The 15,034-nt window shown below is 71.3% G+C and carries 12 protein-coding genes and 1 riboswitch; of the genes, 8 read left to right on the top strand and 4 right to left on the bottom strand.

Features of this window, described 5'->3' with window-relative positions:
- Positions 1-186 precede the first annotated feature (186 nt).
- Positions 187-1,197 carry a polyprenyl synthetase family protein gene (locus ACZ7L1_RS22490; RefSeq protein WP_471439576.1) on the bottom strand — a complete coding sequence of 337 codons (1,011 nt, stop codon included), beginning with the start codon at positions 1,195-1,197 and terminating at the stop codon, positions 187-189.
- A gap of 854 nt (positions 1,198-2,051) precedes the next feature.
- A riboswitch (cyclic di-AMP (ydaO/yuaA leader) is annotated at positions 2,052-2,252 on the top strand.
- 4 nt (positions 2,253-2,256) lie between these two features.
- Here ACZ7L1_RS22490 and ACZ7L1_RS22485 point away from each other — a divergent pair.
- Complete coding sequence (locus ACZ7L1_RS22485; protein WP_471439574.1) at positions 2,257-2,772, top strand: transglycosylase SLT domain-containing protein; 516 nt, start codon at positions 2,257-2,259, stop codon at positions 2,770-2,772.
- Between the two features lie 37 nt (positions 2,773-2,809).
- Here the strand turns inward: ACZ7L1_RS22485 and ACZ7L1_RS22480 are convergent, their stop codons facing one another.
- The 3 genes from ACZ7L1_RS22480 to ACZ7L1_RS22470 all read right to left on the bottom strand — a co-directional run bounded on the left by ACZ7L1_RS22480 (position 2,810) and on the right by ACZ7L1_RS22470 (position 6,403).
- On the bottom strand, positions 2,810-3,622 hold the full coding sequence (locus ACZ7L1_RS22480; protein ID WP_471439572.1) for an HAD family hydrolase: 813 nt from the start codon (positions 3,620-3,622) through the stop codon (positions 2,810-2,812).
- Positions 3,623-3,881: 259 nt separating this feature from the next.
- Positions 3,882-5,084, bottom strand: a complete 1,203-nt coding sequence (locus ACZ7L1_RS22475; protein ID WP_471439570.1) for an FAD-dependent oxidoreductase — start codon at positions 5,082-5,084, stop codon at positions 3,882-3,884.
- 74 nt (positions 5,085-5,158) lie between these two features.
- Positions 5,159-6,403, bottom strand: coding sequence for a carboxylate--amine ligase (locus tag ACZ7L1_RS22470; protein WP_471439742.1), 1,245 nt, complete (start codon positions 6,401-6,403; stop codon positions 5,159-5,161).
- Between the two features lie 254 nt (positions 6,404-6,657).
- Here ACZ7L1_RS22470 and fahA point away from each other — a divergent pair, with 254 nt between their 5' ends.
- The 7 genes from fahA to ACZ7L1_RS22435 all read left to right on the top strand — a co-directional run bounded on the left by fahA (position 6,658) and on the right by ACZ7L1_RS22435 (position 15,022).
- Positions 6,658-7,875 (top strand): fumarylacetoacetase, encoded by a 1,218-nt coding sequence (fahA, locus tag ACZ7L1_RS22465; protein WP_471439569.1) that lies wholly within the window; start codon positions 6,658-6,660, stop codon positions 7,873-7,875.
- Positions 7,876-8,171: 296 nt separating this feature from the next.
- The gene (locus ACZ7L1_RS22460; protein ID WP_471439568.1) at positions 8,172-8,963 is read left to right on the top strand and encodes a GntR family transcriptional regulator; all 792 of its coding nucleotides are present in this window, start codon (positions 8,172-8,174) and stop codon (positions 8,961-8,963) included.
- A gap of 51 nt (positions 8,964-9,014) precedes the next feature.
- Entirely contained in the window at positions 9,015-9,242 is a 228-nt protein-coding gene (locus tag ACZ7L1_RS22455) for a 4Fe-4S dicluster domain-containing protein (RefSeq protein ID WP_103838192.1), read from the top strand.
- A gap of 15 nt (positions 9,243-9,257) precedes the next feature.
- A complete protein-coding gene (locus ACZ7L1_RS22450; protein ID WP_471439566.1) occupies positions 9,258-10,601 on the top strand; it encodes an ABC transporter substrate-binding protein in 1,344 nt (447 codons plus the stop codon).
- Positions 10,598-11,473 (top strand): ABC transporter permease, encoded by an 876-nt coding sequence (locus ACZ7L1_RS22445; RefSeq protein WP_471439564.1) that lies wholly within the window; start codon positions 10,598-10,600, stop codon positions 11,471-11,473. The genes ACZ7L1_RS22450 and ACZ7L1_RS22445 overlap by 4 nt, the downstream gene beginning before the upstream one ends.
- On the top strand, positions 11,457-12,224 hold the full coding sequence (locus ACZ7L1_RS22440; RefSeq protein WP_471439562.1) for an ABC transporter ATP-binding protein: 768 nt from the start codon (positions 11,457-11,459) through the stop codon (positions 12,222-12,224). Before ACZ7L1_RS22445 ends, ACZ7L1_RS22440 begins: the two co-directional genes overlap by 17 nt.
- Positions 12,225-12,256: 32 nt before the next feature.
- The gene (locus ACZ7L1_RS22435) at positions 12,257-15,022 is read left to right on the top strand and encodes a fumarate reductase/succinate dehydrogenase flavoprotein subunit (RefSeq protein ID WP_471439740.1); all 2,766 of its coding nucleotides are present in this window, start codon (positions 12,257-12,259) and stop codon (positions 15,020-15,022) included.
- Positions 15,023-15,034: the final 12 nt, after the last annotated feature.

Here is a 15,034-nt window from a genome sequence, read left to right as displayed (position 1 = left end):
GGTCCTCTCCATAGGACCAAATCGCCGGGAGGGAAGCGTCAGACCGCGGGGCCAACTCCGCGTACTTCTGGGGTATGACACGAAAGGCGGGGCACGGTGCCCCACCCCTAGGGGTCGTCAGGGCGGGCCGAAAGGCGTGTGACGTGGCACACGCCAGGCGCGGGTCTCGGGGAGGCGCGTGGCGCGTCACCCTGCCCGGTGCACCACCGCGTCGCACATGTCCGTCAGGGCCGCCTTCGCGCCGCAGTCCGGCAGCGGGGCCAGGGCCGAGCGGGCGTCCTGCGCGTAGCGGACGGCGTCGCGGCGGGCCTGTTCGAGGGCCGGGTGGACCCGGAGCCGGGCGAGGGCGTCGGCGTGGCGGTCGTCGTCCGTGAGGTCGGAGTCCAGCAGCTCGCACAGGGCGACGTCCTCCGGCAGCCCGTGCCGCTGCGCGCGCTCGCGCAGGCGCAGGACCGGGAGGGTCGCGATGCCCTCGCGCAGGTCCGTCCCCGGCGTCTTGCCGGACTCGTGGGAGTCGGAGGCGATGTCCAGGACGTCGTCGGCCAGCTGGAACGCCACGCCGAGACGCTCGCCGTACTGCGTCAGCACATCCACGACCGTCTCGTCGGCGCCCGACATCATCGCGCCGAAGCGGCACGCCACCGCCACCAGGGAGCCCGTCTTGCCGGCGAGGACGTCGAGATAGTGCTCCACCGGGTCACGGCCGTCCCGCGGGCCCGCCGTCTCCAGGATCTGGCCGGTGACGAGCCGCTCGAACGCCTCCGCCTGGATACGGACCGCCTCCGGGCCGAGGTCGGCCAGGATGTGGGACGCGCGGGCGAACAGGAAGTCGCCGGTGAGGACCGCCACCGAGTTGCCCCAGCGGCTGTTCGCGCTGGCCACCCCGCGCCGCACCTCGGCCTCGTCCATCACGTCGTCGTGGTACAGCGTGGCGAGGTGGGTGAGTTCCACGACCACGGCCGAGGGGACGACCCCCGGCGCGTACGGGTCACCGAACTGCGCCGCGAGCATGACGAGCAGCGGCCGGAACCGCTTCCCGCCCGCGCGCACGAGATGCTGCGCGGCCTCGGTGATGAAGGGCACCTCGCTCTTCGTGGCGTCGAGCAGCCCTTCCTCGACAGCGGCCAATCCGGCCTGGACATCGGCTTCCAGAGCCTGGTCCCGCACGCTCAGCCCGAACGGCCCGACGACGGTCACGTGAGGTCTCCTGTCTGCTGACGTCTGCTGACGATCACACGGTCGGTATCGAGGTCGGTCACTTGATCGATGACGTCGTCAGGACGACTCGACTCACCGAGTTTGTCGATCTGTCGCCGCCATCACTCAAGTCAGCGTATCCGGTCAGGTTTCGATCACCACGAGTGCCCGCTGTTCCAGGCCGGGCCGTATCGGATCACGAGAGGTATGTTCTTGATCAGGTGATACGAGCGGGTTTGGAGCGACATAGCGGAAAGCTGCCCCTTCCGGTGGCCGGCGACGCGCACCGGTCCCCGGAAACGCCCCTCGCATCCCGCTTCCGGAGCAGCCCCGCACCCCGAAGGCCTCCGCAGGGCCACGCGACCCCCCGGACGCCCCGCTCGGCACCATCACCCGGCCGGGCTCACCTCCGATCCCGCCGGGACGCCCGGAATCCCGAGGCGCACGCACAGATCGGCTCCATACGGCCCGCTACGGCATGACGGGTGACGTCGGTCACGCCTTCCGATCCGGGGGCGGGGGTTCCCGTAGATCCAGAAACTGTCCGAATTACTCTAATTCGCCACCATAAAACCCCCACCTAAAGGCGATCGTCGAGCCTTTTGTCCGAATTGCCGCCCCAGGATCCCGCATTGCGGATCCCGATCAAGGAAAGTGCGAGTGAGTTAGCTCACGCCGTTGCGGGGCGACGCGAAGCATTCGGAATCTCAACTTCCGCTTTGCTTATGCCAAGTTGAACCCTGTTCAACAAAATGGATCACATCCCTTATTCCCGCATTTCAAGGTCATTTACCTCGGAGTGTGACTTCCAGGCTTGTTCCCGACATGTGCTCTCGCATACCTTCCCAATCGATCCGAGCGGACCGCCGAATCCTGCCGCCGCTCGCGAGCCCATCCACCACCAACGGCAGGAGCGGGGGACCCAGGTAAGCCGCCGGACCGGACACAGCGCCGGAACGGCTTGGGGTGAAGCCGAGTCCTCGGCACCGAGGACAAGGCCGGGCACCTCCCCGCCCGAACCCGACAGCTCACCTCGCAGGCGCCGGAGAGGACTACGACATGCCCGCTTTCGCCCTGCCCGCACGCCGTCTGGACCGCCGCTCCAAGGCCGCGCGCCTCACCCGTGCCCTCGCTGTCGCGGGGACGGGTGCCGCCGTTCTGGCCCTTCCGGTCCTGGGCGCGACCAGCGCTTCCGCCGCGACCCCCGCCTCCGCGACGACCACGACCGCCGCCGCCAAGACCATGACGACGCGCGCCGGAAACCTCGACAGCTGGATCCGTCAGTCGCTGGTCGTCATGCGGCAGCACCGGATCCCCGGCTCCTACTACGGCATCCACCGCAACGTGATGCGTGAGTCGTCGGGGAACCCGTCCGCCATCAACCTCTGGGACTCCAACGCCCGGATGGGCATCCCGTCCAAGGGCCTCCTCCAGGTCATCGACCCGACCTTCCGCGCGTACCACGTGCCGGGCACGTCCTGGAACATCTACGACCCGGTCGCGAACATCACGGCCGCGTGCAACTACGCCGCCCACCGGTACGGCTCCATCGACAACGTCAACAGCGCGTACTGACGCTGTGCGCCGCGCGTACCGAGGCTGAAGCCGAGGTCTAGCGGCCCCCGAAAAGTCGTTCGAGGACGACGGCGATGCCGTCGTCCTCGTTCGACTTCGTGATCTCGTCGGCGACCGCCTTGAGTTCGGGGTGGGCGTTCGCCATGGCGACGCCGTGCGCGGCCCAGTCGAACATCGGGATGTCGTTCGGCATGTCGCCGAACGCGATGGTCTGGGACGGCCCCAGACCCAGATACTCGGCGGCGAGCGCGAGCCCTGTCGCCTTGGTGATGCCGCATGGCTGGAGTTCGACTGTGCCGGGCCCGGACATGGTGACCGTCGCCAGCGAACCGACCGCGCTGCGCGCCGCCGTCGCCAACTCGTCGTCGGTCAGGGCGTGATGGCGCAGCAGCACCTTGCTGATGGGCGCGCACCACAGGTCGTCGCGCCGTTGGACCCGCACCGCGGGCAGCGTGGGGTGCGGCATCCGGTATCCGGGTTCGATGAGCGTGAGCCCGTCCACGCCGTCCTGGTCGACGGCCGCGTACACCTGCCCCACCTCGGCCTCGATCTTGCCGAGCGCGGTCTCGGCCAACTCCCGGTCCAGGGTGACGGAAAACAGCAACCGGTCCGCGCCGGCGTCGTACACCTGCGCGCCCTGCCCGCACACCGCGAGCCCCCTGCCGCCCAGGTCGTCGAGTAGCGGCCGCACCCTGGGGGCCGGACGCCCCGTCACCACGAGGTGCTGCGCGCCGACCGCGGCGGCCCGCGCCAGCGCGTCCCTCGACCGGTCGGAGAGCGTGTCGTCGCCGCGCAGCAGCGTCCCGTCCAGGTCAGTGGCGATGAGTGAATATGCGAGGGGTGCGGCCATGATCAGAGAATACGGATGGAACACCCCCACGACTCACCGCGAACCAGCCGACGTCCGGCCACCCGTCGTGAACCGGCCGACCTACCGCCGACCTACCGCTGACCTACGACTGGCCTGCGGCCGACCTCTGGCCCTCCTGCCAAAGAACCGGTCGGCATCGGCCCCCTCCGAGAACCGGTCGGCATCCGGCTCGACAACCGTGGCCCTGTGGCCCTTCCGAGGGGGAAGGGCCACGCGGTGGTCCGGTGGCCGACCGGGGTCAGCCGTGGGCCGTCGCCAGGTGCTTCGCCAGGCGCGGCGACGCGAACTCCGTGCCACAGACGAACCGCATCACCGGTCCGTAGGAGGCCGCCGCCGGCAGGCCCGTGAAGTACAGGCCCGGGACCGAGGACACATAGCCCGCGCCGAGCTTGGGCGCGCCCCGGCTCACCGCCAGGCGTGTACGCAGCTCATGGCCCAGGAAGTCCATCGCGGAGATGTCCACGCGATAGCCGGTCGCGGCGATGACGTGGTCCGCGGTCATCTCCTCCGTGCGGCCCGTGTGGGTCCGGACCGTCAGGGCCGGGCTGCCGTCCGCCACCGACGCGCTGAGGATGCCGACGACCTCACGCACCTGCACGTTCTCCTGGAAGCGGTCGCGCAGCCACCACGCGCCGAGCGGGCCGAGGACGCGGCTCACCAGGTAGTGGCGGGTCTGGGCGGGCAGGAAGCGGTACGGGTGGGGGTAGTAGCTCAGCGCCCACAGGGACCAGGCACGGCCGAAGGGCGACTCGGGGCGCAGCTTCGGCTGGTCCCACGGGGGTGCGCCGAAGGCGACCCTGCCCTGCCCGCGCGCTACGACGCGCACCCGTGCGCCCGCCTCGGCCGCCAGCGCCGCCGTCTCCAACGCGGACTGGCCGGCGCCCACGACCAGCAGTTCCTTGCCTGAGAACCGGCTGAGGTCATGGTGCTGGGAGCTGTGCGAGACCGGACCGGTGGGCGTGGGGCCGTCGACTGCCGCGGCGGCCAGCTCCGGTGGGAGGTGGGCGAGTCCCGACAGGCCGGTCGCCACCACGACCGCCCGAGCGGTGAACAACTCGCCCGAGTCCAGCTTGAGATCGAAGCCACCGCCCTTGTGGCGGTCCACGGAGACCACCCGGACCCGCTCCAGCTCGGGCACCAGCTTCTGCTGGAACCACTCCCCGTACGCGATGAACGTCTCGACCGGGATGATGTCCTCGTCCGTCACCAGTCGGCGGATGCCCGCCGCGTCGCAGTAGTCGGCCAGGGTGTGGCCGCGCTGGGGCGCGTCGATGTTCGAGGCGACCGGAGTGGACTTCAGGAGCATGCCCGCGGGCATGTTGTCGCGCCAGCTGACCATGGGCTCACCGAAGACGCGGACCGGGATACCGCGCCCGCGCAGATGGGCGGCGGTGGACAGGCCGAACGGCCCGGCACCGATGACTGCTACCGGTTGAATCACGAAGTCCCTCCCCAGGACGCGACGTGCCTACTTCGTGGTGGAGCGTGTACGCCTGCGACGTACCGGTCGTACGCCTACGACGTACGGGTCGTGCTGCCGCGGCGGTTGGTCCGCCACAGCTGATACAGGTGCTTCGCGCCCGGCCGCACGAAGCGCGCGAGCATCGTGACGAACGGCAGTGGGTCGTCCCCCGCGAACCAGGCCAGTTCCGTGCCGCTCGCACGGGCCGGTGCGTGCGGTGTCGTGTAGCCGCTGCGGCGGTAGGCGAGCAGGGCCGGCAGGTCGATGTTCTCCACGATGTACCGGTGGCCGGCGCGCTGTTCCCCCTCCGGTACGGCACGGCCGGTCAGGTCCAGGTGCATGGCGCGGACGACGTCCACCCCCGATTCGTTCTCGAACAGCCGGAACTGGGCGCCCATGCGCGGGTTGAAGTCGAGCAGTTTGTACTGTCCGTCGCGCCGGTCGAAGCGCAGGTCGAGGTCGACGATGCCGGTGAAGCCGATCTGTTTGACGAAACGTGCGGCGAGATCGGCGAGTTCCGGGTTGTCGACGACGTACGCGTTGGCCGTCATGCCCGCGTGGGGCGGCCACGAGCGCACCTTGACGCCGGTGAACAGGGCGAGCGGGGTGGAGTCCTGGTCGAAGTAGGCGTGCACGATCCAGTCCTCGGCCTGCTCCCGGGGCAGGTACTCCTGGAGGATCACGCCCGGCTTCTCGCCCCAGTCGCGGGCGAGCCTGAGCAGCCCGTCACGGGTGGCGATCTTCGTCGTGCCGCCCACCGCGGGCCGTTCGCGGCGCACGAACGCCTCGCGGTTCTTCGCCACGAGCGGGAAGCGGGCCTTGCCGGCGAAGCGCAGAATGTCGTCGTACGACTGCGGGAAGGCCGCCTGGGGGCTGGGGATGCCGTGTTCCACACACAGTTCGTGCAGTCCCTGCTTGCTGGCGAGGCGCCGCGGGAGCCCCGCCTCCACCTTGGGAAACAGGAAGGGGCCGGTCAGGGCGTCCTGGTGCTCGGCGATCAGGACCGCTGCCTCCTCGTCGGTGGGGACGAGGACCGCCGGCCGGCCGATACGGCGCCCGACGCGCAGCAGGCCCTCCACGAGCCGCTCCGGCTTCTCGGTCCCGGTGGTCGGCCACACGAAGGCGCGCCGCAGATAGCGGGAGGCCGCGGCCGGCGTGTAGCGGTCCTCCGTGATCGCATACATCGGTATGCCGAGCCGGCCGAGGCTGCGGATCGCGCCGACCCCGCCGTGGTGGAGCGGGTAGTCGCCGAACTTCACGATGAGCCCCGGCACGTCGCGGTCCGCGTCGAACGGCACACCGCCGGTGCTCCTGGCCACGGGTCCCCCCACGTGTCCCCCCTACGGACCGGACCCACCCCGTCCGTGTCCCCCAAAGGACGCTAAGCCGGAATTGACCCCTCCGACAAGACCAATACGGACATTGCAAACTCTTTAGACACTGCCCAAGACAGATGACTCACCCGTAACGTGTGCGGCGACCGCATGGAACGCACTGAAACGCACCCCCATGCACGGCACACCCGAAGTGCACGAAAGCGAGGCAGCATCCCATGCCCCCCTTCGACGTCCCCGAGGGCGACCCCTTCGGCCCGCACAACCTCCCCTACGGCGTCTTCTCCCCCGCCGACTCCGACGAGCGGCGCGTCGGCGTCCGCCTGGGCGACCATGTGCTCGACGCGGGCGCGGCGGCCACGGCGCTCGGCTCCCCGTACGCCTCCCTGCTGGCGCGTCCGTCCCTGAACCCGCTGCTGGCCGCGGGCCGCACGACCTGGTCGGATGTGCGGCGGGCGCTGACGGCGTGGGTGACGGTGCCCGCGCACCGGGAGACCGTGGAGCCGCTGCTGCACCCGCTCTCCGAGGTGACGCTGCACCTGCCCTTCGAGGTCGCGGACTACGTCGACTTCTACGCCTCCGAGAACCACGCCCGCAACGTCGGGCAGATCTTCCGCCCGGACGCGGCGGATTCCCTGACCCTCAACTGGAAGCATCTGCCGATCGGCTACCACGGCCGGTCCGGCACGGTGGTGGTGTCGGGCACGGATGTCGTGCGGCCGTCGGGACAGCGCAAGGCGCCCGCCGACCCGGCACCGGTGTTCGGGCCGTCCGTCCGTCTGGACATCGAGGCGGAGGTGGGCTTCGTGGTGGGCGTGCCGTCGCGGCTGGGGCGGCCGGTGCCGCTCACGGCCTTCCGCGACCATGTGTTCGGGCTCTGCCTGCTCAACGACTGGTCGGCGCGGGACGTCCAGGCCTGGGAGTACGTGCCGCTCGGGCCGTTCCTCGGCAAGTCGTTCGCCACGTCGGTCTCGGCGTGGATCACCCCGCTGGACGCGCTGGAGGACGCGCGGGTGGCCCCGCCCGGGCGCACGCATCCGCTGCTGCCGTACCTGGACGACTCACAGGAGGAACCGGGGGGCTACGACCTGCGCATCTCCGTCGCGATCAACGGCCATGTCGTCTCCGAGCCGCCGTTCTCCACCATGTACTGGACGGCGGCCCAGCAGCTGGCGCACATGACGGTGAACGGCGCGTCCCTGCGCACCGGCGACCTCTACGGCTCCGGCACGGTGAGCGGCCCGACGGAGCACGAACGCGGCTCACTGCTGGAGCTGACGTGGAACGGGCGGGACCCGCTCGAACTTCCGGACGGCAAACGGACGTTCCTGGAGGACGGGGACGTGGTGACACTGACCGCGTGGGCGCCGGGTCCGGGTGGGACGCGGGTGGGTCTCGGGGAAGTGACGGGGCGGGTGGTGCCGAGCCTGCCCTAGCCGCGGGCGGTCGGTCGTCGCTTCGGGCAGTCGTTCCTCCCCCGGAGCCCTGCCGCCCCGGGGACCCAGGGCGGCACGGGTGGGCGCTGGGGCCCCTCTGGGGGAGGCACCCTGCCGGCGCCGGAAGCGAACCCGGCCCCGGGCGCCCGAGCCGTCGGCGCCCGCTCACCCGGCAGTGGCAGATCTTGCCCCCATCGTCGGCGAAACCCCAGTTCAGCGGCGTTCCTGACGCCTCGGCACATGGCGCAACACTTCGGCAACACAGCTTTCCCTACCGCCTCGGTATGGTTCAAAACATGCCACCCACCGACCGCATCCGAGACCACGCCGGTCAGGGCGCCGCGACCACCGTCGCCGCCCACCGCACGCGTCGCCGGCTGCGTGCGGACCAGGCCAGGCAGCTTGCCGATCTCCTCCGCCACCAGATCCTCACCGGCGGCTTCCCGGACGGCACGCTCCCGCACGAAACCACCCTCGGCACCGACTACGGCGCCTCCCGCAACACCGTCCGCCAGGCCCTCGACCTCCTCCGCGCCGAGGGCCTGGTGGACCGACTGCCGGGAGTCGGCACGATCGTCGCCGCGCGCAAGTACCCCCACGGACTGGACCGGCTGATGGGCCTGGCGGAAACCCTGCACGAACACGGCCGCGTCACCAACGAGGTCCGCACCCTGGGCCCCGCCTCCGCACCCGTCCCCGTGGCGGAGCGCCTCCACGTCCAACCCGGCGCCGACGTCCTTTACATCGAACGCCTGCGCAGGCTGAACGGCCTCCCCCTCTCCCTGGACGTCACCTACATCCCCCTCGACATCGGCGCCGCCCTCCTCGACGCCGATCTGGAGAACACCGACGTCTTCCGCCTCCTGGAAGCCGTCACCGGCCAACGCCTCGGCCACGCCGAGATCACCCTGGAAGCGGTGAACGCGGACGCCCACTCCTCCGCCGTGCTCCAGGCCCCCCGCGGCGCCGCCGTACTGATGCTGGAACGCCTCACCCACCTCGCCGACGGCCGGCCCGTCGACCTGGAGTTCATCCGCTTCCGCGGCGACCGCATCACCATGAGCGGTCTGCTGCACCGGTCCCTGTAATCCCTGTTCGCCCCCCTTTCGCCCTGTCCGGGCACCTTTCTGGAGACAGCCATGCCCTTGGCGCCCCAGCGGGCCGACGTGCCCGTGACCATCGACGAGTCGAAGTGCATCGACGGCTGCACCCTGTGCGTGGACATGTGCCCGCTGGACTCCCTCGCCATCGACGAGAGCACCGGCAAGGCGTACATGCACGTCGACGAGTGCTGGTACTGCGGACCGTGCGCGGCCCGCTGTCCCACCGGAGCGGTCACGGTCAACATGCCCTACCTGCTCCGCTGAGAGGCCCTAACTCCCATGAAGCGCACGGCAGTCCCTCTCGCCACGGTCGCCCTCCTCCTCCCGCTCGCCGCCTGCGGCACGAGCGCGCAGGCGGGCACCGGCTCCACGATCACCGTCACCGTCGGCTACCAGTCCAGGACCATCAACACCGTCACCGCGGGCACCCTCCTGCGCTCCCTGGGCTACTTCGAGCAGCAGCTGGGTGCCCTGCACGACGGCCACGCCTACAAGGTCGTCTGGCAGGACTACGCGACCGGAGCCCCCATCACCGCGCAGATGACCGCCGGGAAGATCGACATCGGCTCGATGGGCGACTTCCCGCTCCTCATCAACGCGGCCCGTGGAAGGCAGCTGGGCCGCACCACGCACCTGGTCTCCGTCACCGGCTACAACCTGCGCGGCGGTCTCAACACCATCGTCACCGCACCGGATTCGAAGCTCACCTCCCTGCAGGACCTGAAGGGCAGGAAGGTCTCCACGAGTGTCGGCTCCGCCGCGGACGGCACCCTCGTACGAGCCCTGCAGCGCGCCGGCATCGACCCGGACCAGGACGTCGAGAAGCTCAACCAGCAGCCCGCGGTGGGCGCTTCGGCGCTCGCGGCGGGCAGCGTGGACGCGCTGAGCCAGTTCGTGGCCTGGCCGGGCCTGCTCGCCTACCAGGGCAAGGCGAAGGCGCTGTACGACGGTGCGCAGCTGAACCTTCCGACGTTCCACGGCGTCACCGCGCGCGAGGACTTCGCGAAGCAGCGTCCGGCCGTCCTGGAAGCCTTCCTGAAGGCGCAGGCCCAGGCGACCGACTACCTGGACGCCCATCCTGTGGCGGCGGCCGAGAACGTCGCGAAGGCCACCGGCCTGCCCGCCGAGGTCGTCTACCTCTACAACGGCGCCCACGGCATCTCCACCTTCGACCCGGCCGTCAAGCCGCAGCTGGTGTCCGCGCTGAAGCAGGACGTGTCGATCCTGAAGTCCGAGAAGCTGACGGGTGACATCGACGTGGACTCCTTCGTCGACGACCAGTACGCGAAGAAGGCACTCGGCTCGGCGTACACGAAGGCTCTCGCCGCGACGCCTCCGCCGGCCGCGAGCGAGGTGTGGCCCAAGGGCGCGGAGACCACGCGGACCTTCAAGACCCCCGATGAGCTGCTGAAGTACGTGGCGCAGCACCGCTCGGACATCCGTGCCGCGTACGTGCCCGACGCCACCACCGGCACCCTGTGGTTCGCCGACAGGGCGGTGTGGGTGGTGGACGGCAGCCGACTGCTCCCCTTCGTCACGCCGGCCACCGCGCAGACGTACGTGGCGGCGCACCCGGGGGCGCGCACGATCTCGTACGCCGACGCGCTGGGACGTGCGTCATGAGCCGGTATCGCCGGTATGTGCTGAGGGTGGCGTCCCTGGCCGCCGCCCTCGGTCTGTGGCAGCTGCTGACCAGCCTGAACGTCAACGTGTGGCTGCGCTTCTCGCAGTTCCCCACGGTCACCGAGGTGGCCCGCGCCTTCGCCGGCCGGCTCTCCGGCGGCGACTACTGGACGGACCTGGCCGACAGCCTGACCCGCATCCTCACGGGCTTCCTGCTGGCGGCGGTCCTCGGGGTGGCCACGGGCGTGCTCGTGGCCCGCTCCCGCGTCGCCGAGGACCTGCTCGGCCCGCTGCTGGAGGTGGTCCGCCCGATCCCTGCGATCGCACTGGTTCCCGTCGCGATCCTCCTCTTCCCGAGCAACGAACAGGGCATCGTCTTCATCACCTGCACGGCCGCCTTCTTCCCCGTGCTGGTCTCGACCCGGCACGCGGTCCGTGCGCTGACCCCGGTGTGGGAGGAGGCGGTGCGGACCATGGGCGGCGGCCGGTGGAGGGTCCTCGGCTCGGTCGTCCTGCCGGGTGCGCTGCCCGGCATCTTCGGCGGCCTGTCCGTCGGCATCGGCGTGTCGTGGATCTGTGTGATCTCCGCTGAGATGATCTCCGGCCAGTACGGCGTCGGCTACCGCACCTGGCAGGACTACACGGTCGTCGACTACCCGGACGTCTTCGTCGGCATGGTGACGATCGGCGTGCTCGGCTGGGTGACGTCCACGGCGGTGGAGCTGCTCGGGCGCCGTCTGACCCGTTGGCTCCCACGGACCTCCTACGCCGCCGCGGACCGCGTTCCCCGGGAGCGCTCGGCCGCTTCCGCGCCGCCGCCGAGCAACACCCGGACGACCGTTGCGGAGGTCCCCGATGACCAGCTCGTCTGACGTCCTGTCACCGTCCCGCACCGGTGCCGGCCTCACCCTGCGGTCAGCCACGCTCGGCCGCCCCGGCGCACCGGCCCTCGAGGGCGTCGACCTGGACATCGCCCCGGGCGAGATCCTCACCGTCGTCGGCCCTTCAGGCTGCGGCAAGTCGACCCTGCTGCGGACGCTGGCCGGGCTGCTGCCCACGCTCGCCGGGACGGTGGAGCAGGACGGCCGCCCCCTGAACGGGCCCGCCGGGGACCGGGCGCTGGTGTTCCAGGAGGACGCCCTGCTGCCCTGGCGCACCCTGCGCGCGAACGTCGAACTTCCCCTCGCCATCGAGGGCGTTCCGCGCGCCGAGCGCCGTACCCGGGCCGACGCCTGGCTGGACCGGGTAGGACTGGCCGACCGCGCACGGCACCTGCCGCACCGCGTGTCCGGGGGCCAGCGCCAGCGCGCGCAACTGGCACGCGCCCTCGCCGCCGGCCCGAGCACCGTCCTCATGGACGAGCCCTTCGGCGCCCTCGACGCCCAGACCCGCGCCGGCATGCAGGACCTGCTGGTGGAGGTCCTGCACGGCACGGGAGCGACCGTCGTCTTCGTCACCCACGACGTCGACGAGGCCCTGTACCTCGGCGACCGGCTGGCGCTGCTCGGCACGGGCCGGCTCCTCGCCGTACGGGACATACCGCGCCCGCGCGACCGTACGGCGCACGACGACCCGGCACGCCGCGCCCTGCGCCGCGACGTCCTCACCTCACTCGGTTCCTGAGCACGCGAAAGGCGACCCTGGTGGACACCCCGATGGAGATTCCCGCCCTCACCGACGCCGAGGAACTCTCCTGTGACGTCCTCGTCATCGGCGGCGGCACGGCCGGCACCATGGCGGCACTGACGGCCGCCGAACACGGCGCGGACGTCCTGCTGCTGGAGAAGGCGCACGTGAGGCACTCCGGCGCGCTCGCCATGGGCATGGACGGCGTCAACAACGCGGTCGTCCCCGGGCGCGCCGAGCCCGACGACTACGTCGCCGAGATCACCCGCGCCAACGACGGCATCGTCGACCAGTCCACGGTCCGGCAGACCGCGACCCGCGGCTTCGCCATGGTGAAGCGGCTGGAGTCGTACGGGGTGAAGTTCGAGAAGGACGAGCACGGCGAGTACGCGGTCCGTCAGGTGCACCGGTCGGGCTCCTACGTGCTGCCGATGCCGGAGGGCAAGGACGTCAAGAAGGTCCTGTACCGGCAGCTGCGGCGGCGCGAGATGCGGGAGCGGATCCGGATCGAGAACCGCGTGATGCCCGTCAGGGTACTGACGTCCGGGGGCCGGGCCGTGGGCGCGGCGGGCTTCCACACCCGCACCGGCCGCTTCGTGACGGTCCGCGCGGGCGCGGTGATCCTGGCGACGGGCGCCTGCGGCCGCCTCGGCCTGCCCGCCTCCGGTTACCTGTACGGCACGTACGAGAACCCCACGAACGCCGGCGACGGCTACGCGATGGCCTACCACGCGGGCGCCGAGCTGACCGGCATCGAGTGCTTCCAGATCAACCCGCTGATCAAGGACTACAACGGCCCGGCCTGTGCCTACGTGGCCAACCCCTTCGGCGGCTACCAGGTCAACCGGCACGGCGAACGCTTCGTCGACTCCGACTACTGGTCCGGGCAGATGATGGCGGAGTTCGCGCAGGAGGTGGCCTCGGACCGGGGCCCGGTGTATCTGAAGCTGAGCCATCTGCCGGAGGAGTCGATCTCGGCGTTGGAGTCGATCCTGCACTCGACGGAACGCCCGACGCGCGGCACCTTCCACACGGGCCGCGGCCACGACTACCGCACCCACGACGTGGAGATGCACATCTCGGAGATCGGCCTGTGCGGCGGCCACTCGGCCTCGGGCGTCCGCGTCGACGACCACGCCCGGACGACGGTCCCCGGCCTGTACGCCGCCGGTGACCTGGCCTGCGTGCCGCACAACTACATGATCGGCGCGTTCGTGTTCGGCGAGCTGGCCGGCGAGGACGCCGCGCAGTACCAGGCCTACGAAGGCGAGTTGCCGCAGGACCAGCTCCGCGAGGCGCACGAGCTGATCTACCGCCCGCTGCGCAACCCGGACGGCCCACCGCAGCCCCAGGTCGAGTACAAGCTGCGCCGCTTCGTGAACGACTACGTGGCCCCGCCGAAGTCCGGCGCCCGGCTGTCCCTGGCGCTGGAGGCGTTCGAGCGGATGCACGCCGACATCGCCTCGATGGGCGCCCGCACCCCGCACGAGCTGATGCGCTGCGTGGAGGTGGCCTTCATCCGCGACTGCGCGGAGATGGCGGCCCGCGCCTCTCTGGCCCGCACGGAGTCCCGCTGGGGCCTCTACCACGACCGCATCGACCATCCGGAACGCGACGACGCGTCCTGGTTCCACCATCTCGATCTGCACAGGTCCCCCTCTGGTGCGATGGAGTTCACGGCACGCCCCGTGGCTCCCTATCTGGTTCCGGTGGAGGGGTTCGCCCCTGCGGGCGGTCCCTCCCGTCGGCTCGGCGAGGTGCGTCCGGAGCAGGTGGCGACGGCCGGGGCACGGGAGGTGGCGCCCACCGCGGTGCGGCAGCGGGCCACGGCGGGTGAAGAGGCGTTGTGCTCCGTGACCGACCACGAGGCACCGACGTCACCCCGCCTGCTGGAGCTCCTCGCCCTGGCGGAGGAGGAACCCGACCTCACGGTGCTGCGGCCCTACTTGACCGACCTCGATCCTTCGGTCCGCCGCACCGCCGTCACCGTCCTGACCGAGACCGTGCCTCCGGGCACCGGCCCGGCGCTCGCCGCGCTCCTGTCCGACCCCGACGCGGGTGTGCGTGCCGCCGCGGCCGCCTCCCTGCGGGAACTCGTCGAGACACTGTCGACGGATCCGTCCCTGCGCGACCGCCTCGCCGCAGCCGTGTCCGAGCCCGACCCCGTCGTCCGCGCCGCCGCGCTGGACATCCTCCGGGCGCTGCGGCTGGGCGACGCCGACCTGTTCGCCGGGGCTCTCGCCGACTCCGACACGGCGGTCCGCATCGAGGCCGTGCGCGCCCTCGTCTCGGTCGACGCGGTCGCACCACTGGTGCGCGCGGCGACCACCGACCCGTCCCGCGAGGTCCGGGTCGCGCTCGCCAAGGCTCTCGGCACGGTGGGCGCGGTGGGCACGGAGGGCCCCGGTGGCGGGGGCCCGACGGGAGCGGACAGCGTCCTGTGTGCCCTGGCGGCCCTCACCGGCGACCCCGACGCCCTGGTCCGTGCCGCCGCCTACGGAGCGCTGGCCACCACCGGCTGCCCACCAGCGCTCGCCGCCCAGGCCACGGGCGCCCTCTCCGACCCGGCCTGGCAGGTCCGCGCCGGTGCCGCCGCCGCGCTCGCCGCCGCCGACCCCGAGCCGGCCGTCCCCGCTCTCGCCAAGGCCCTGGCCGACCACAATGCGGACGTCCGGAAGGCAGCCGTCCTGGCACTGACCCGGCACGGCGGCGCCGCCGACGCCCGAGCGGCCCTCGCCACGGCCACGGCGGACTCGGACGCGGACGTCAGGGCGTACGCGGCACGTGCGCTGTGATCCCTACCGGGC

Source organism: Streptomyces sp. NPDC107546 (genome assembly GCF_055639175.1).
This window is presented reverse-complemented; position numbering and strand designations above follow the sequence as displayed.

What these genes read in the sequence shown, in the direction of transcription:
- ACZ7L1_RS22485 (WP_471439574.1), top strand. Translation starts at nt 2,257, where the DNA reads ATGCCCGCTTTCGCCCTGCCCGCACGCCGTCTGGACCGCCGCTCCAAG.
- ACZ7L1_RS22480 (WP_471439572.1), bottom strand. Translation starts at nt 3,622, where the DNA reads ATGGCCGCACCCCTCGCATATTCACTCATCGCCACTGACCTGGACGGG.
- fahA (WP_471439569.1), top strand. Translation starts at nt 6,658, where the DNA reads ATGCCCCCCTTCGACGTCCCCGAGGGCGACCCCTTCGGCCCGCACAAC.
- ACZ7L1_RS22460 (WP_471439568.1), top strand. Translation starts at nt 8,172, where the DNA reads ATGCCACCCACCGACCGCATCCGAGACCACGCCGGTCAGGGCGCCGCG.
- ACZ7L1_RS22455 (WP_103838192.1), top strand. Translation starts at nt 9,015, where the DNA reads ATGCCCTTGGCGCCCCAGCGGGCCGACGTGCCCGTGACCATCGACGAG.
- ACZ7L1_RS22450 (WP_471439566.1), top strand. Translation starts at nt 9,258, where the DNA reads ATGAAGCGCACGGCAGTCCCTCTCGCCACGGTCGCCCTCCTCCTCCCG.
- ACZ7L1_RS22445 (WP_471439564.1), top strand. Translation starts at nt 10,598, where the DNA reads ATGAGCCGGTATCGCCGGTATGTGCTGAGGGTGGCGTCCCTGGCCGCC.
- ACZ7L1_RS22440 (WP_471439562.1), top strand. Translation starts at nt 11,457, where the DNA reads ATGACCAGCTCGTCTGACGTCCTGTCACCGTCCCGCACCGGTGCCGGC.
- ACZ7L1_RS22435 (WP_471439740.1), top strand. Translation starts at nt 12,257, where the DNA reads ATGGAGATTCCCGCCCTCACCGACGCCGAGGAACTCTCCTGTGACGTC.